This window comes from Bacillus sp. LM 4-2 (genome assembly GCF_000978495.1).
In the GTDB taxonomy this organism is placed as follows: Bacteria; Bacillota; Bacilli; order Bacillales; family Bacillaceae; genus Bacillus; species Bacillus subtilis.
The window spans coordinates 3,233,854-3,250,402 of record NZ_CP011101.1 but is presented as its reverse complement, the minus strand read 5'-3'; the positions used below and the strand labels follow the sequence as shown (position 1 = coordinate 3,250,402).

Annotated in this window: 17 protein-coding genes; 8 read left to right on the top strand and 9 right to left on the bottom strand. The window is 43.9% G+C overall.

Annotated features, from left to right (window positions below):
* From gerAC to gerAA, 3 genes are read right to left on the bottom strand one after another with little or no spacing between them, the layout of a single operon-like run.
* On the bottom strand, nucleotides 1–1,122 hold the full coding sequence (gerAC, locus tag bslm_RS16215) for a spore germination receptor protein GerAC (RefSeq protein ID WP_046381314.1): 1,122 nt from the start codon (nucleotides 1,120–1,122) through the stop codon (nucleotides 1–3).
* Complete coding sequence (gene gerAB / locus bslm_RS16210) at nucleotides 1,119–2,216, bottom strand: spore germination receptor protein GerAB (protein WP_009968145.1); 1,098 nt, start codon at nucleotides 2,214–2,216, stop codon at nucleotides 1,119–1,121. Before gerAB ends, gerAC begins: the two co-directional genes overlap by 4 nt.
* Entirely contained in the window at nucleotides 2,185–3,633 is a 1,449-nt protein-coding gene (gene gerAA / locus bslm_RS16205) for a spore germination receptor protein GerAA (protein WP_033884692.1), read from the bottom strand. The genes gerAB and gerAA overlap by 32 nt, the downstream gene beginning before the upstream one ends.
* Nucleotides 3,634–3,750: 117 nt before the next feature.
* Between gerAA and bslm_RS16200 the strand changes: the two genes are divergently transcribed.
* Nucleotides 3,751–3,936 (top strand): YvzF family protein, encoded by a 186-nt coding sequence (locus bslm_RS16200; RefSeq protein WP_003244599.1) that lies wholly within the window; start codon nucleotides 3,751–3,753, stop codon nucleotides 3,934–3,936.
* A 66-nt stretch (nucleotides 3,937–4,002) separates the two neighbouring features.
* The gene (gene fumC / locus bslm_RS16195; RefSeq protein WP_003228523.1) at nucleotides 4,003–5,391 is read left to right on the top strand and encodes a class II fumarate hydratase; all 1,389 of its coding nucleotides are present in this window, start codon (nucleotides 4,003–4,005) and stop codon (nucleotides 5,389–5,391) included.
* A 39-nt stretch (nucleotides 5,392–5,430) separates the two neighbouring features.
* Here fumC and bslm_RS16190 read toward each other — a convergent pair whose 3' ends face one another.
* Nucleotides 5,431–6,306, bottom strand: a complete 876-nt coding sequence (locus bslm_RS16190; protein WP_015714681.1) for a TetR/AcrR family transcriptional regulator — start codon at nucleotides 6,304–6,306, stop codon at nucleotides 5,431–5,433.
* 167 nt (nucleotides 6,307–6,473) lie between these two features.
* On the opposite strand from bslm_RS16190, the gene spxO reads away from it, so the two are divergent.
* On the top strand, nucleotides 6,474–6,638 hold the full coding sequence (spxO, locus tag bslm_RS21065) for an anti-adapter protein SpxO (RefSeq protein ID WP_003221681.1): 165 nt from the start codon (nucleotides 6,474–6,476) through the stop codon (nucleotides 6,636–6,638).
* A gap of 27 nt (nucleotides 6,639–6,665) precedes the next feature.
* Here the strand turns inward: spxO and cssS are convergent, their stop codons facing one another.
* Entirely contained in the window at nucleotides 6,666–8,021 is a 1,356-nt protein-coding gene (gene cssS / locus bslm_RS16185) for a two-component system sensor histidine kinase CssS (protein ID WP_003228527.1), read from the bottom strand.
* A complete protein-coding gene (gene cssR / locus bslm_RS16180) occupies nucleotides 8,018–8,695 on the bottom strand; it encodes a two-component system response regulator CssR (protein WP_003228529.1) in 678 nt (225 codons plus the stop codon). The genes cssS and cssR overlap by 4 nt, the downstream gene beginning before the upstream one ends.
* A gap of 277 nt (nucleotides 8,696–8,972) precedes the next feature.
* Between cssR and htrB the strand changes: the two genes are divergently transcribed.
* Nucleotides 8,973–10,349 (top strand): serine protease Do-like protein HtrB, encoded by a 1,377-nt coding sequence (gene htrB, locus bslm_RS16175; RefSeq protein ID WP_046381313.1) that lies wholly within the window; start codon nucleotides 8,973–8,975, stop codon nucleotides 10,347–10,349.
* Between the two features lie 42 nt (nucleotides 10,350–10,391).
* Here htrB and mrgA read toward each other — a convergent pair whose 3' ends face one another.
* Both mrgA and bslm_RS16165 read right to left on the bottom strand, forming a co-directional pair.
* Complete coding sequence (mrgA, locus tag bslm_RS16170) at nucleotides 10,392–10,853, bottom strand: metalloregulation DNA-binding stress protein MgrA (protein ID WP_003228537.1); 462 nt, start codon at nucleotides 10,851–10,853, stop codon at nucleotides 10,392–10,394.
* 89 nt (nucleotides 10,854–10,942) lie between these two features.
* Nucleotides 10,943–11,785, bottom strand: a complete 843-nt coding sequence (locus tag bslm_RS16165) for an oxidoreductase (RefSeq protein WP_029725911.1) — start codon at nucleotides 11,783–11,785, stop codon at nucleotides 10,943–10,945.
* A 134-nt stretch (nucleotides 11,786–11,919) separates the two neighbouring features.
* Here bslm_RS16165 and bslm_RS16160 point away from each other — a divergent pair, with 134 nt between their 5' ends.
* The 4 genes from bslm_RS16160 to bslm_RS16145 all read left to right on the top strand — a co-directional run bounded on the left by bslm_RS16160 (nucleotide 11,920) and on the right by bslm_RS16145 (nucleotide 15,620).
* Nucleotides 11,920–13,716: a M3 family oligoendopeptidase gene (locus tag bslm_RS16160; protein ID WP_046381312.1), complete on the top strand. Its 1,797-nt coding sequence runs from the start codon at nucleotides 11,920–11,922 to the stop codon at nucleotides 13,714–13,716.
* Between the two features lie 109 nt (nucleotides 13,717–13,825).
* A complete protein-coding gene (locus bslm_RS16155; protein ID WP_014477935.1) occupies nucleotides 13,826–14,263 on the top strand; it encodes a YusW family protein in 438 nt (145 codons plus the stop codon).
* Nucleotides 14,264–14,480: 217 nt separating this feature from the next.
* On the top strand, nucleotides 14,481–15,308 hold the full coding sequence (locus tag bslm_RS16150) for an ABC transporter ATP-binding protein (RefSeq protein WP_010886609.1): 828 nt from the start codon (nucleotides 14,481–14,483) through the stop codon (nucleotides 15,306–15,308).
* A gap of 24 nt (nucleotides 15,309–15,332) precedes the next feature.
* The gene (locus bslm_RS16145) at nucleotides 15,333–15,620 is read left to right on the top strand and encodes a YusU family protein (RefSeq protein WP_003228549.1); all 288 of its coding nucleotides are present in this window, start codon (nucleotides 15,333–15,335) and stop codon (nucleotides 15,618–15,620) included.
* A 19-nt stretch (nucleotides 15,621–15,639) separates the two neighbouring features.
* Here the strand turns inward: bslm_RS16145 and bslm_RS16140 are convergent, their stop codons facing one another.
* Nucleotides 15,640–16,527, bottom strand: coding sequence for a LysR family transcriptional regulator (locus bslm_RS16140; protein WP_015714676.1), 888 nt, complete (start codon nucleotides 16,525–16,527; stop codon nucleotides 15,640–15,642).
* Between the last annotated feature and the right edge of the window lie 22 nt (nucleotides 16,528–16,549).

The following is a 16,549-nucleotide window of genomic DNA, read 5'->3' as shown; positions in this document are numbered from 1 at the left end:
CTATTTGTTTGCGCCTTTCGTTCCGAAGTCTCTGACAATCACATTGACCCGGTAGTCTATTTCCGCATTGCTGAAATAATCATCATCCCATTTTCTTGAAATCTTTTTCCACTTTTGAGGATAATGAATTCTGACCTCGTTTCCCAGCCCGGTTACGTCCGCTTTGATCTCTTTCTGCAGCTTCTCTGTAATAAATGACGTTACTGTTTCGTGTACTCGTTTTTCGACTGTCTTTTCAATACTTTTAATATATGAATCCTTAAACGAGTCTTCATTGGGATTCCAGTCCTCAGATAGACGACCTTCAATATTGCGGGTAACGGTGAATTTGAACTTTCCGTCCTTGTATGCCGTCTTGATCTTCCGATTGCTTGAATATACTTCATAAGAAAAGAGATGGCCATCGCGCTTCAAGTCAATGACGCCTCCCTCGACAGTGCCTGAAAATAAGCTGATATTTTGAACCTCAATCGGGGTGAGGTCCCGGTGCCATAATTTATTTTTTATGATAGAGGCTCCGTTTATCGCGAGCTTGCCGTTTTCCTTACCGACATGAGGGATGAGGAATGAATCGTTAGAGGTTAAGTGTTCTGAGATCTCCCCCAATGTAACTGGCTCCATCGTTCTGATCGTCACCTTATTATTCTCTGTCAGATCATATATCACGTTGGATGCGGGTTCGCCTTCATCATTCATGTTAAATATATCCTTAGTTCGGCCGTTGGTGATAAAGACGTAGGAACTCCTCCTTGTTCCGTTGTCTCTGACAAACTGGTTAATGATGGCGTCCATTCCAATTTGATCCGCAATCACGCTTTTGGAAAGCAGAATGAGACGCAAATGCTGTGAAAACGTAGGCTTTTGCTTTAATGCAGAGGTTCTCATCATTTGATGGACAGTTTTACCCTTTGTGATAGAAAGCTGTGTCGGATCAGATGAAGAGCCCTCCTTGGCGCTGATTATTTTCGGCACGAGAATTTGCTGTGTCAGCTCTAAATTTTCATCGTCAGGCTTGTCTAGCCCTACTCCGATCACTAAGCTTAATTCCTCGATATTCTCACTGTCCCAGCATCCGGACAGCAATAGGGTGCATATAAACATACATAAAATCCGGATTTTCATTTTGTTGTAATCCTCCTCTTGAGAGCTACAATGAAAAAGAGAATGAACGGAAGCAGAAACAGGGAGACAAAAATATAGCCAAGATAATCGCTATACATCATGACTTGATTGGCGTCATCCGGCCAGAGAGAAAAATAAAAGACCGTTATGCCGATAATCACCATGCTTGTTTTAGTCGATAATCCAAATGTCTTCTTTAGCCCGTTAGCGGCAAAGTATCCGTAAATGACAAATGTGGTGAAAAACTGGATAATCCAGACCACCAGTAAAAAGGATTCAAACCGTTCAATAAATATGCCTTTAAGCTCAAAGGACTGAAAGAGAGAAATAGTCGGCCAAATCAGCGTTTTCACCTCGGGAGCGGTCAAAGCTCCGACAACGATAATATACGTAAGGATATATAAGATAATCGGAATCAGAAATCCTAGAGACGCATATCTGAACGTGTATTTCTTTTTCTTCATATGTTCAGGAAGAAACAGCATCACTTCCATTCCTAAAAAAGAGATGGAAACGACGGTAAGGGAGTTTGCAATGGGTCCAAGGCCTTCGCCTAAAACAGGACGCAAATTATTGATATCAAAAATTTTAAAACTGATCCCGAACACAATCAGCAAAATAATAATGGTTACCGTTAAATAAAAGGGAAACAGCCGCGACACATCGCTTAAGCCCCCAACCATTAAATAAATGCCGCAGCAAATAAACGTTAAAATAATGACTTGAATTGGGGTTCTCTCCAACAGGAAAAACTTCACCATTTCAGCCATTGCCCGGGTCTCGAAGCTGGCTACGCCGAGGAAATAGCCGCAGATCAAAAGGCCGATGATGCTGCCGATCCATTTCCCAAGCCCTTCCTTCAAATATTCAAAGAGTGAAGGGTATTGATGTTTTTTCTGAATGAGCGTGTTTAAATAAATGAAGAAAATAAAAATGAAACCTTCTAATATCAGCGTGATCCAGCCGTCAGGCGTATTAGCCTTAGTGGTCAGCGCTCGCGGCAATGTTAAAAGTCCGGCCCCAAGCATTGTATTTGCAACAATAGAAATACCTTGAAAGGTATTAAGTTTCAGTGGAGTCTGTTTTTGGCTCATTTGGATTATTCGCCTCTTTTGGTTTGTTTTTAATTGGGAGACGGATAATGGAGTCATCCGTATTTTTCAGGCTAAAGAATCCGTTTGGCGAAAAATACGGAGACCCAAAGCTCGTTTGTCTCGTTAAGTGCGTATAAACGACAAGCATAAATAAAATAATGCCGTACAGCCCTAAAATAGCGGCGGAAAACATCGAAATAAAACGCAGCACCCGGAAAGACAGACCCATTCCGTATTGAGGAACGGTAAAGGATGCCAGGGCAATGACACTGACGACAATGACCATAATCGAACTGACGAGATTCGCTTCTACAGCAGCCTGTCCGATGACTACGCCCCCAACGAGGCCGATCGTCTGTCCGAGCGGATTGGGGAGTCGCAGTCCGGCTTCCCTTAGCAGCTCGATGGTGACTTCCATCAGCAGGGCTTCAAATATCGGAGGGAACGGCACGTTTTCCCTGTTCGCCGAAATCGTGACGGCGAGTGCGGTCGGCAGCAGCCCCTGATGGAAGGAAACGAGTGCAATATAAATCGATGACAAAAACAAGGTGATGAAGATAGAAGCAAAGCGCAGCGACCGGATAAGAGATGCTGAAATCCAGCGTTCATAGTAGTCATCCGGGGATTGCATCAGGATGCCGAGAGAAACCGGCACCAGCAGCACAAATGGTGAACTGTCGACCAAAATTGCCACACGGCCGTTAAACAGGGCTGAAGATACTTTGTCAGGTCTTTCCGTATTTTGAATCTGCGGAAATGGTGAATATTTATTATCTTCAATGAGCTCCTCGAGCGTTCCGCTGTCCTGGATATCTTCCAGCTGGATATTTTTAAGCCGCGCCTTCACTTCTTTTATGACGGACTTTTTTGCTTTGCCTTCAATGTACATAATGGCTGCAGGCTTCAGCTTGTTTTCGCCGATCATGATTTTTTTGGTGATCAATTTCGGATGAGAGGTTCTTTGTCTGATCAGAGCGAGATTTGTATCAATATCCTCTACAAACGCTACTTTTGGGCCGCGAACCACTTTTTCAGTTGTCGGCTCTGTCAGGCTTCTTGTTTTTTTCTTTCCTGTGGTCAGAATATAGGCTTTATCCAATCCGTTGATAAACACAGCACAATTGCCGTTGAGAATCGATTCAATCGTTTTTTTTGCAGTTTCAACAGGTCTTGCGTCAAGCTGGTCAAGGCGTTTTTTGACCTGGTCAAGCGTTAAGGTCTCCTCATCTTTAATCAAAGTTTTAATGGCTTCTGACACCTTATTCTCATCAGTCATTTCACTGAAATAGAGATAGTAAAAAACCAGTCCGTTCGCAAGCATTTTTTTGTTTTTCACCAGATCATCGTTTTCTTTTAATTTTGGCAGCACCAATGCTAAATTATCGTGTATATATTCCTTAAACTCTGTTTGTTCCAATGAGGTCACCTCTTATCCAAAACCTTAGTAGAGGTTATCTTTTCCTGTTAAAAAAATGATATACTGTGTTAGAGTATTTCATGGAGTAAGTTTTTTTATGAAAGCGGAGGATACGAAGTGGCACAGGTAAGGCTAGCTGGAAAACAAGAAGAAATTGAACAGCTCATTAGATCATTTGAACAGCATTATGATGTCTCTTATACATCAAAGGAGTACGGAAGGACGAATCCAAAATACAAATATTCAAAGGATTCCCGCGTATATCTTGAATTAAAATTAAAATCTGCCAAGATCGAAAAATAAAAAGGATTTTTTGTGTCATTGGCGAATTATGATCTATTGAAGCAACCGTTATGGAGGGATACATAAATGGAATACAGAATTGAACGAGACACCATGGGAGAAGTAAAAGTTCCTGCTGATAAATTTTGGGGCGCCCAAACACAGCGAAGCAAGGAGAACTTTAAGATCGGTTCTGAAAAAATGCCGATGCGTGTTGTGAAGGCGTTTGCAATTTTAAAACGAAGCACTGCTCTAGCTAATAAACGCCTCGGCAATCTGGATGCTGAAAAAGCAGAAGCGATTGCAGCGGTTTGTGATGATGTGCTCAAAGGCAAGTACGATGACAACTTCCCGCTTGTCGTATGGCAGACCGGAAGCGGCACACAAAGCAATATGAACATGAACGAAGTGGTAGCCAACCGTGCGACTGCTTTATTAAAAGAGAAGAACTCTGATCAAACGATTCATCCAAATGATGACGTGAACCGAAGCCAAAGCTCAAACGACACATTCCCGACTGCGATGCATGTTGCCGCTGTTTTGGCTGTTTACGAGCAGCTTGTGCCGGCGCTTGATCAGCTTCGCAATACACTGGATGAAAAAGCAAAAGCATACAATGATATTGTCAAAATCGGACGCACGCATCTTCAGGATGCTACGCCACTGACCCTCGGACAGGAAATCAGCGGATGGGTTCACATGCTGGACCGTTCGAAGGAAATGATTTTGGAAGCGACAGATAAAATGCGTGCGCTTGCAATTGGTGGAACGGCTGTCGGAACGGGTATCAACGCTCACCCAGAGTTTGGAGAGCTTGTCTCAGAAGAGATCACTAAGCTGACCGGCCAAACGTTCAGCAGCTCGCCGAATAAATTCCACGCGCTGACAAGCCATGACGAAATCACTTATGCGCATGGCGCATTAAAAGCGCTTGCGGCTGACTTAATGAAAATCGCGAACGATGTCAGATGGCTCGCAAGCGGACCTCGCTGCGGCATCGGGGAGATCGTCATTCCTGAAAATGAGCCGGGAAGCTCCATTATGCCTGGTAAAGTCAACCCGACACAAAGCGAAGCGTTAACAATGATCGCAGCGCAAATCATGGGGAACGATGCGACAATCGGCTTTGCGGCGAGTCAGGGGAACTTTGAACTGAACGTGTTTAAGCCTGTTATTATTTACAACTTCCTGCAATCTGTGCAGCTGCTCAGTGACGGCATGAATTCATTCCATGATAAATGTGCTGTCGGTATTGAGCCTAATAAAGAAACCATTCAGGAAAACCTGTCAAATTCATTAATGCTTGTTACGGCGCTGAACCCGCATATCGGTTATGAAAACGCGGCGAAAATCGCCAAGCTTGCCCATAAAGAGGGATTGACGCTCAAAGAAGCAGCTTTGAAGCTTGAATTGCTGACAGAGGAGCAATTTAACGAAATGGTTAAGCCGGAAGACATGGTAAAACCAAAGGCGTAATAGAAAGAAAGAACGGCTGCTTTTTAAGCAGCCGTTCTTCTAAATATGTTGCTGTTTTAATAAATATTTAAGCTGCTGCGCATCTTTGGCGAGAGCTTCAGACTCCGTCAGATTATGAATCATTCCTTTTATGATCGCCAGCTTCGGTGTTTTTTTCTTCATTTCTGCTTCAAGTATGTCCAAGCTCTCCGATAATTCAAGAGAGGAGTTTGTGTTTAAGCTGTTAATTTTGTCACGTAGGCTTTTCACAATCGATTCAGTCAGCGGGTCAGGCCGTCCGTGCGTAAGAGGTCCGAATAAAGAGCTCGCCTCTTCCAATGTGATGAAAGGCTTATCGTTTCGTTCAGACATGCCTTTTACCATATCATCAATTCGATTCATAATGATATCAGCTAATTGAGACGGCTTCACAGTGTACCCGAGCAAAATCATGCATTCCAGGTAAATCTGGCTGATGCCCTCTATTAAAAAACAAAGCTCAGCAGTGTAGGGTTCCGCTTTTTTTCCATAGATGTTCAGCAGGCTGTCGATATGAAATTGAAGTGAGGACTGGCGGATTTTTTTTGCGCATTGCTCCACTTCTTCTGTGTAAGGCAGAGAACCCTCCTTCAACTGCATGCTGATAAAATCTTTGTGTTCAAGAATGTTTTCATAGAGGACGGTCAGCTGTTTACGGTAAGCCGTTCTGGGGCTGTCGCCCTTCGTTTTAATATTTAAAATTCGGGTAAACGTTTTATCATAATAGTAGTTCAGCATAGAGAGAAGAAGCGCTTCTTTCGAAGGAAAATAAATATAAAAAGCGCCTTTAGATATTTTGCATTCTTTTGCGATTTCCTGGACTGATGTTGAGTTGTATCCTTTTTGGGCAAATAGTTTTAAGGCTGTTTCAATAATCAGTTTTTCTTTTTCCTTCAATGGTTCCACCCTTTCGGAGCCCGGAGGCCTGCTAGGATATGACCATATAGTCACACCGTCTGTTATAAAATTAACCTTATTGTAACTTGTTTTTTTATCATGTATTATTTATATTATAAATTGAGATGACCGAATGGTCAAAGCTCAAGCGAAAGGGTGAATCTAGAATGAGAGAATTGGACGAAATGATCAGCCGCTTGCGAAACAGAGGAATCAAAGTGGAGAAAGTCAAATATCCGAAGCAGACCTTGTCAGAGAAAAAATGGGTTCATCAATGCAAACAGCCGCTCAAAACAAATTACAGAGATTTTAACGGCTATTCTTTCACATAAAAAAATAGACTGCAAAACATCTACAGTCTATTTTGGCACTGCTATGCGGTATGTTACACCCGTTTTGTCATTTTCAATTGAGATAGATGCCTTATGAAGAGTTAAAATTCGTTTTACGATGCTTAGACCAATGCCGAATTCGCCTTTCTTCCCTTTATTAAAAGGCTCATAGAGGCTGGAGAGCATCTCATCTTCTATATGCGGACCGTCATTTTTAATGGTGATCACGATATTTCGATCATCTTGTTTCATGCTGATTTCTATTTTTGTCTCAGCATAGCGGATTTGATTTTCCAGAATGTTTTCGAGGAGTTTGTTCCATTGCTCCGGATCGCCCGGCATCAAAATATCCTCTTCTACATCAATTTCCCACGATAGTTCTTTCCGCGCCCACTTCAATCGTTCGATGACTTCTTCTGTCACTTCCACAATACTGAACATGTCGTGCTGCACTTTTTGCTTCGCTAAATAATCTAGCTTCGTTAAATATAATAAATCCTTTATTTTTTTCTCCAGCTTAAGAGCTTCGCATTCAATAACATCTACAGTGTTTTCAAGGTCTCCTTTAGGAAAAATCCCGTCTTTAATTGATTGTGTATAGCCTCTGATGACCATGACCGGCGTTTTTAAATCATGAGAGATATTTTGCAATAGAGTTCTTTCTGTTTCATCCTTTTGCACAAGCTTTTGGCGCATCTCTTCGATGGTATGGCCCAATTTGCCGATTTCATCTTTCCGGTCCACTTTTACTGGGTCATCCCAATCCTGTTCAGAAATCCGTTTGACGTGTTTTTCAAATGATACAAGAGGCCTTGATAAATACTTTGCAAGCCAAATAGCCGGAATCCAGCTTAATAAAATGACGACAGCTATAATAAACAGAAGCTGTTTGAACAAGGTATAGGCCAAATCGTCCCGATAAGAATCAAGCGCGTAAGAGAGCATCATCGCTGATTGTCCATTGACGGAAAGTCCCTTTTTAATGACAAAAAACACTTTCTCTCCATTGACGTCGGCGCTGTAACGTTTCTTTTTAGCTTCCTGCTTATCAGCCAGCTTGTACACCTTGTGGATAAATGAAGATGACAGAATGCTTAAATCCTTGTCTGAAGAAGCCTCTTCATTTTCAGGAAGGAGCACGTGCTGTACGGAGCGGACAGTTGTCGGCGCCGTCGCTTCCTCGCTGTAATAGCGCCTTTCAATCGAACCTGGCAGGCGGTACTCTGTCAGAACATGCTGCTCATTTTCAATCGTCGTATACGTTTCATTAGTGAAAAAATCTCGCAACGTGTTTGAAAATAACACAAGCAGTAAAATCGATATCGCTAACAGGATGCCGGATATGACAACCCATATCTGAAACGCGAGCGGCTTGTTTTTCATGATGACATCATCCTGTAGCCGAAACCGTAAATCGTCTCCACCTTCAATTCAGGCATCTTTCTGCGCAGTCTCCGGACGAGATCATCAACTACCCGGTCTGTTCCGAAGTAGTCATGTCCCCACACTTTTAGGAGGATATCCTCACGAGAGTATGGATGCCCTTTATGATGGATAAATAATAGCAGCAGATCAAATTCCTTTGACGTCAAATTGATGATATTCCCGTTTTCGTCATAGACCTCGCGGGCGTCTTCAGCGACCCGATACGAGGAGACGGCAATTTCATTTTTTTGGACAGGAGGAGCTTCCTTATATACGAGCTGCAGCAGCTTTTGCACACGGATAATCAGCTCCCGCGGCAGAAACGGCTTTGAAATGTAGTCATTGCTGCCAAGCTCTAAGCCAAGCACTCTGTCAATATCCGCATCTCGGGCGGAAATAAAAATGACCGGCACGTCAGGATCTTTCGCCTTGATTTCTTTTATTAATGTATAGCCGTCGGTATCAGGCAGCATGATATCGAGAATCCATAGGTGGGGAGACGGTGTCATTTTCTTTCTGGCGTCTTCACCTTTCGTAAAAGATGTAATGTTCCAGCCCTCATTCTCTAAATACTTCGTCAGCAGTTCATTCAGGTTATCCTCATCTTCAACTAGATAAATGGTGTATGACAAGGCTCTTCACATCCTTTCAACGTCATTATAAACTAGTTTTAACATACGGCAGGCAATTTTCATAATTTCACATATTCTTTTCATTTTTATCCCACAATGTTTGTTTATGATATGGTTAAGGGAAGAAAGGAAGAGAAAAAGAGCGAGGAAGATGTAAGATGATCAAACATATTCTATTTTGGTGCTTTGCTTTTCTCCTCATTATTGGGACAATTGAACTTGTACATGCGATGAATATGTAACGATAAATGAATAACCGTTAAAGGAGTGCAAGAACATGGATTATCGACGTGATGACCAAAACGATCAACATCAAACAGAACCTTCACATACAGAACAGCAGAATACAGAAAACCAGAAGCTGATTGGACATTCTGAACAAGAATTGCTTGACGCGCCTGTGTCGTATGAAGCGGGACGGCAGGAAACGGCTTCTGCACTAGAAATGGAAAAGCAAGAAACGGCTGTGAAAAAAGAAAAGAAAAGGAGAGCCGCATGGCTGAGCCCGATTTTAGGCGGTATTATCGGCGGGGGCCTCATGCTTGGCATCGCGCCTTATCTGCCGTCAGACCAAAATCAGGCGACCGAGACCGCTTCCGCAAATAAACAGGTGCAGTCTGATAATTTTACAACGGCGCCGATAACGAACGCATCAAACATCGCTGATATGGTAGAGGATTTAGAGCCTACGATTGTCGGAATCTCAAATATCCAAACCTCTCAAAATAACACATTCGGCACGGGAGGAGGCTCCAGCTCAGAAAGTGAAAGCGGAACCGGGTCAGGTGTTATTTTCAAAAAAGACAGCAATAAAGCGTATATCATTACAAACAACCATGTCGTTGAAGGCGCGAACAAGCTGACTGTTACGCTATACAACGGAGAAACTGAAACTGCCAAGCTTGTCGGCAGTGATACCATTACTGATTTGGCAGTTTTGGAAATCAGCAGCAAGAACGTCAAAAAAGTGGCGAGCTTTGGTGACTCTTCACAGCTGCGCACGGGCGAAAAGGTAATCGCTATCGGTAACCCGCTCGGACAGCAGTTTTCCGGTACAGTGACACAAGGTATCATTAGCGGACTGAACCGGACAATTGATGTGGATACAACACAGGGGACGGTGGAAATGAACGTGCTGCAAACCGATGCAGCGATCAATCCGGGGAACAGCGGAGGCCCATTAATCAATGCAAGCGGCCAGGTCATCGGCATCAACAGCTTGAAGGTGAGCGAAAGCGGCGTGGAATCACTTGGATTTGCGATCCCAAGCAATGATGTCGAGCCGATTGTTGACCAGCTGTTGCAAAACGGGAAGGTGGACCGTCCGTTTTTAGGCGTGCAGATGATTGACATGTCACAAGTTCCTGAAACCTATCAGGAAAATACGCTCGGCCTGTTTGGAGATCAATTGGGCAAAGGTGTTTATGTAAAAGAAGTTCAAGCAAATTCGCCGGCAGAAAAAGCAGGTATTAAATCTGAGGATGTCATTGTCAAACTAAACGGTAAAGACGTGGAAAGCAGTGCGGATATCCGTCAGATCCTTTACAAAGACTTAAAAGTCGGAGATAAAACAACAATCCAAGTGCTGCGAAAGGGAAAAACGAAAACGTTGAACGCGACACTGACCAAGCAGACAGAAAGCAGTTCAAGCTAAGAAAAAAACAAAAAGCTGAACCCAAATAGGGTTCAGCTTTTTTTATCCTAAGTAAGAGGAAAGCATCCACACTTGTTTTTCAACTTCTTCAATTAATCCGACAAACAAGTCCGCTGTCGCATTGTCTTGATTTTCTTCAGCCAGGCCGATCACGAATTTAGATTCGCTGCTGATTTGTTTGTAGTCGTTTACCAATGCTTGTACCATTTCTGAAGCTGATGTTTCGTTTCCGCCGTCTGTGATAGATGCATGCTCAGTGTATTCTTTCACTGTGGCAACAGGCTGTCCGCCAATCGCCAGCAGGCGCTCAGCGATGGTATCCACTGTTTCAGCCGCATGGTCATAAAGTTCTTCAAATTTCTCGTGCAATGTAAAGAAATGAGGCCCTTTCACATACCAATGGAAACGGTGGAGCTTAGAGTATAAAAGAAACCAGTTTGATAATTGTGTGTTCAGTGAATTCTCAACTAATGTTTGATTTGTTTTTGCGTTTTCAGTTTTCATAAGATAACGTCCTCCTTGTGATCTGTTGTTTTAATTATATCATATACTAAATAAAAATCAATACTAAATTATAATGATTATAATTTAGGTTATTTGAATAGCTTTTTCTTCAGGATAGACTCCCACGCAGACCAAGGAAAAAGCGATCGGAATAGCAGGGTGAGCTTGATGCCCTTTCCGATCGGGTATCGCAATTTCTTTATGTGCTGTTTTGTTGCCAATTGATAAATGAGGTCGGCAACCTCTTGGGGATCTCCGCTTTCTTCTCCGTTTTTTTGAACATAGGAAAGGATCTTTTTATAGTATTGATGATAGGCTGAATCGTCAGCAGGCACCGACATAAAATTTGATAATGACGTTGACCAGATCGATGTCTTGTATGAGCCCGGCTCGATCAAAGCGGTTTCGATACCGAACGGAAGCAGCTCGATACGCAGGCTTTCAGAAAAACCTTCCAATGCATGCTTGGAAGAAACATATGGCGACAGCGCTGGGAATCCGGTCAGTCCGCTGATGCTGCTCACGTTTATAATCTTTGCGCCGCCATGCTTTCTTATGTAAGGCAGCACGGTTTTTGTCACATGGATCACACCGAAGACATTCGTTTCAAATTGTTGTCTGAAATGTTCCATCGGCACATCCTCGATAAATCCTCCATAAGCCGTTCCGGCGTTGTTAACGAGTAAATCGATCGGGGCGTAAGCACTAACAGCTTTTCCGAATGAGACTATAGATTGTTCATCGGTGACATCGAGAGCTGTAATGTGAATAGAATCAGACACATTGTGTGCTGCAGCCAATTCCCGCAGCTGTTCCGCTTTTTCAGGCTGTCTTGATGTGGCTATCACGAAAAATGATCGGGCAAGCTTTACAGCTGCCAGCAGACCGAAGCCGCTGGAGGCTCCCGTTACGATGGCTATTTTTTTATTCATCCTAACCCTCCTATTAAACTGCTACAGCTATTGTACTATCCTGAACAGGAGATGACGCCTGTAAAAAGAAATTTTTATACAACAATTCAGAATTGTTCTATAATAGAACGAAAGAAGGAAAGGGGTTTTGTGAAATGGCGTTGGAAGGGGTAGGCCAAAGATGGGATCTTGATTCATTTTTTAAGGGCGGGAGCCAATCGGAAGAATTCAAAGGTTATATTGAGAAGCTGTCACAAAGTCTGCGTGCATTTCAAGACAGGACTGATGCGTTTCAGGTGCCTGAATCGCCTGAAGAGGCTGAAGGACTGACCGCGTTGCTTGATTTATTCGAACAGACATCCGTCAAGCTTCAGCAGGCCGGCGCGTTTGTTGCCTGCCTTCAGGCCCAGAATATCAATGATCAAAAGGCTATAGAGCATCAGTCGCTTATGAATCGGCTTTCCGCGGATTTTCAATCGTCGCTCGTTACATTAGATCATAAACTTGTGGACATTGATCAAGACGTGTGGAATGAATTGTTAACAAAACCGGGATTGCGCGATGTTTCTTACATATTAAATGAAAGAAGACAGAGGGTTGCCGAAAAGCTTAGCCCCGGTAAAGAAAAACTGATCGGGAATCTTGCCGTGGACGGATATCACGCTTGGAGTGACTTATACAATATGGTTGTCGGGAAAATGACGATCCCGTATGAGGAAAACGGTGAAAACAAGCAATTGTCTGTCGGTCAGGCGGAGAATATGATGGACCATCAAGACCGTACTGTCAGAAAAACAGTATATGAACGTTTCCGCCAAGCTTGGGAGAGCAAGCAAGATATTTTCAGCAGCACGCTGAATCATTTGGCGGGATTCCGGCTTGAAACCTATAAAGCGCGCGGCTGGGAGAATGTCCTGAAGGAACCGCTGCAAATTAACAGGATGAAAAAAGAAACACTTGATACGATGTGGCAGGTCATCACTGAAAACAAGCAGCCGTTCGTTCAGTTTTTGAACCGGAAAGCATCCATGCTCGGCCTTGAAAAGCTTAGCTGGTACGATGTTGAGGCGCCGATCGGTTCTAACGGAAAGGCCTATTCGTATGATGAAGCCGCAAATATCATTACCAGCCAGTTTTCAACGTTTGGCAAAAAGCTGTCCTCATTCACTGAAAAAGCGTTTCGGGACGGCTGGATTGAGGCGGAAGACAGGAGTGGAAAAAGAGTCGGCGGCTTTTGCACCAGTTTTCCTGACAGCGGGGAATCCCGGATTTTCATGACATTTTCGGGCAGCGCCTCAAATGTCTCTACTCTTGCGCATGAACTCGGGCACGCGTTCCATCAGGAAGCAATGCTCGACGTCAGGCCGTTAAACCGCTCCTATGCCATGAATGTTGCAGAAACAGCTTCAACGTTTGCAGAGATGATAGTCGCGGACGCGACTGTCCAGCAGGCCGAGACGAGGGAAGAAAAGCTTGTTCTTCTGGAGGATAAAGTGCAAAGAAGTGTTGCGTTCTTCATGAACATTCACGCAAGATTTCTATTTGAAACGAGATTCTACGAGGAACGAAAGCGGGGAGTGGTACCGGCCAGCCGCTTGAATGAGCTGATGGAAGAGGCGCAAAGAGAGGCATACTGCAATGCGTTAGAAGAATATCATCCGCTTTTTTGGGCATCAAAGCTTCATTTTCACATCACGAGGGTGCCGTTTTACAATTTCCCTTATACATTCGGCTACCTGTTTTCTCTTGGCATTTACGCGCTGGCGCTTGAAGAAAAAAATGCATTCGAAGAGAAGTATATGGCGCTATTGCGCGATACGGCTTCTATGACAGTGGAGGATTTGGCGATGAAGCATTTGGGCGCTGACATCACAAAGCGCGATTTCTGGGAGAATGCCATCAAGCTGACTGTGCGTGACGCCGAAACCTTTTTACAAATGACCGAATCTTAAAGAAAAAGCCGTGGCGTTAAATGCCCCGGCTTTTTCAATTCTTCTCTGAATGAGGATTTCATTCTCTGGATATACCTAAAATAAATGGAATCCTACAGGGGGGAAACATATGCATTTGATCAGAGCAGCCGGGGCTGTATGTCTCGCAGTGGTTCTGATTGCGGGCTGCCGTTTCAATGAAGACCAGCAGCAGGCAGAAGGAGAAAATACAGCCGTCACCCAGCTGAAGTCCGTTCCCTACAGTAATTTTTCGCTTCGTGTGAGCTACGGGGATGGTGAGCATAACCGTTATGAAGGAATCTATACAAAGAACGGAACTCAGGAAAAAGCGGAAATACAGGATAAGCTCTCCGGTGTCAATCAGGAGGGAGAAGAAGCATTGGATGAGATGAAAATGATTTTGAGCGAGCTTTCCGTAACAGACCAAATGGCTGAAACAGAAGTGATACACAGTGTGCTGGCAGCATTTAATCTGGACAGTCATTATGATCATATCGATTTAAAATTGAAGCTGAAGGACGGCTCCATCAGAGAAATCAAGAAGTAATCTTGTGATAAAAAACCCATAAACGTCAATTATGTCCATAAAACTAATTGAAAATGATTTTCAAAGTCAGTGTTTTCTGCTACAATGAGGGATATATGACCATATCAAATGGCTGAATATCGGAATCACTTGCATTGATGATAATTGACTTAAAAGCATGTATATAGAAAACGTGCAATACATAGTGCTGCTAAAAAGCCAGCAAAAAGGAGCGGTTATGGGTATGAGTGCAATTTCTACAGAAACGCTGAGCTTAGGATACGGGGATGCCGTTATTATTGATGAGTTGAATTTAACAATTCCCAAAGGTGAAATTACCGTATTTATTGGCAGCAATGGCTGCGGAAAATCGACACTTTTACGTTCATTAGCGCGCCTGATGAAGCCGAGAGGCGGTTCAGTGCTGCTGGAAGGAAGAGCGATTGCCAAGCTTCCGACGAAGGAAGTCGCAAAAGAGCTCGCAATCCTGCCCCAAGGTCCTTCGGCTCCAGAGGGGCTGACGGTGCATCAGCTGGTGAAGCAAGGAAGATATCCTTACCAAAACTGGCTGAAGCAGTGGTCAAAAGAGGATGAGGAAGCAGTTGAAAGAGCGCTTAAAGCAACAAAGCTTGAGGACATGGCTGACCGTGCCGTTGATTCTTTGTCAGGCGGACAGCGCCAGCGGGCTTGGATCGCGATGACGCTTGCCCAGGAAACGGATATCATCCTTCTTGACGAGCCGACGACGTATTTAGACATGACGCATCAAATTGAAATTCTTGATTTGCTGTTTGAACTGAATGAAAAGGAAGACCGGACGATTGTTATGGTTCTCCATGACTTAAACTTGGCGTGCCGCTATGCGCATCATCTTGTGGCCATAAAAGATAAACGGATTTATGCAGAAGGCCGACCGGAAGAGGTCATCACTTGTGATCTTGTGCAAAATGTGTTTTCTATGAACTGTCAGGTTACACAGGACCCGCTCTTCGGAACGCCTCTTTGCATTCCTCATGGCAGGGGCAGATGCATTGTCCAGGAAGCGGCTTTCACATCACATGGATAAATAACGCAGCGAAGGAGCTTTCAATTGAGAAAGCTCCTTGCTGTTTTTTCGAAAGGAAGATGGAAAATGGAACAAAAACTTCAGGAGCAGCTGGATGGATTGCTGGAGAAGTATACTGAGCTTCTGCTTGGTGAAACAAACGATGAGCTAAAAGAAGAAGTGAAGCAATGGATTTTGTACACCCATATAGCCAAAAGCATGCCTCCGCTCGCTAAGCATTGGAATGCGACATACCCTGATGCAAAGCAGGGCATTAAAGAGATCATTCAGCATATTAAGGAATTAAATGAAGCGCATCGAAACAAACAATAGCCAAAAAGCAGTCTGTTCATTATAGCAGACTGCTTTTTTGTGATTCAGCCGTTTTATCTGGCGTAAAGGAATCCATAAAGGTTCTCAGCGCGCTGCTGATAAACGAATCTTTTCGAACAATAAACTCTGTTTTCATCTGGCTGAGCGCTTCAGGCAGCGGGTACAATCGAATTGATCCTTCTGCTTCATGTTTCTGCACAACCGTTCTTGGCAGCAGCGAGATGCCAAGACCTGCTGTAACCCCGCCGATAATTGCTTCAAGCGTCCCAAATTCCATAATGACCGGCTGTGTGACACCGACGGAACGCAGCCATTTTTCAAGTGTTTCTCGATACGAACAGCCTGTGCTGTAAACGAGAATCGGCTTTGTGATGGCTTCCTCAACATCGGGCACGGAGGCAGCCGAAACAACTACTGGTTCTTCCTCAAACGCAGGATAGGATTCGAGCTCAGGATGATGGCATTCGCATCCGATAAACGCGCCATCCAATTCATAACGAAGAACTTTATCAAGGAGAAATTGCGTATGTCCTGTTGTTAAAGACAGCTGGACGTTTGGATGTTCTTCATAATAAGATGCCAGGAGCTTTGGAAGCCTTACCGCGGCGGTTGTCTGAGTGGAGCCGATCATAAGCGGCCCGCTTGGTTCTGCGGAGGATGAGAGCGCTTTAGACGCTTCATCAAGCAGGCCGATAATTTTATTTGCGTAATCCAGCAGCAATTTTCCGCTTGCAGAAAGTGTCATGCCCCGATTATGGCGCAAAAACAGTGTGGTACCCAGCTCAGCTTCCAATTGCTGAATTCTGGCCGTGACATTCGATTGTACATAGCCAAGCTGCAGGGCTGCTTTCGTAATGGTTCCTTCACGGGCTACCATTTGAAACACACGTAAATCTCCGCTTTCCATTTTGAACTCCTCCGTTCGTTTG

Coding starts and splice junctions, on each gene's coding strand:
- gerAC (WP_046381314.1), bottom strand. CDS start 1,122: ATGAAAATCCGGATTTTATGTATGTTTATATGCACCCTATTGCTGTCC.
- gerAB (WP_009968145.1), bottom strand. CDS start 2,216: ATGAGCCAAAAACAGACTCCACTGAAACTTAATACCTTTCAAGGTATT.
- fumC (WP_003228523.1), top strand. CDS start 4,003: ATGGAATACAGAATTGAACGAGACACCATGGGAGAAGTAAAAGTTCCT.
- spxO (WP_003221681.1), top strand. CDS start 6,474: ATGAGAGAATTGGACGAAATGATCAGCCGCTTGCGAAACAGAGGAATC.
- cssS (WP_003228527.1), bottom strand. CDS start 8,021: ATGAAAAACAAGCCGCTCGCGTTTCAGATATGGGTTGTCATATCCGGC.
- htrB (WP_046381313.1), top strand. CDS start 8,973: ATGGATTATCGACGTGATGACCAAAACGATCAACATCAAACAGAACCT.
- mrgA (WP_003228537.1), bottom strand. CDS start 10,853: ATGAAAACTGAAAACGCAAAAACAAATCAAACATTAGTTGAGAATTCA.
- bslm_RS16165 (WP_029725911.1), bottom strand. CDS start 11,785: ATGAATAAAAAAATAGCCATCGTAACGGGAGCCTCCAGCGGCTTCGGT.
- bslm_RS16160 (WP_046381312.1), top strand. CDS start 11,920: ATGGCGTTGGAAGGGGTAGGCCAAAGATGGGATCTTGATTCATTTTTT.
- bslm_RS16155 (WP_014477935.1), top strand. CDS start 13,826: ATGCATTTGATCAGAGCAGCCGGGGCTGTATGTCTCGCAGTGGTTCTG.
- bslm_RS16150 (WP_010886609.1), top strand. CDS start 14,481: ATGGGTATGAGTGCAATTTCTACAGAAACGCTGAGCTTAGGATACGGG.
- bslm_RS16140 (WP_015714676.1), bottom strand. CDS start 16,527: ATGGAAAGCGGAGATTTACGTGTGTTTCAAATGGTAGCCCGTGAAGGA.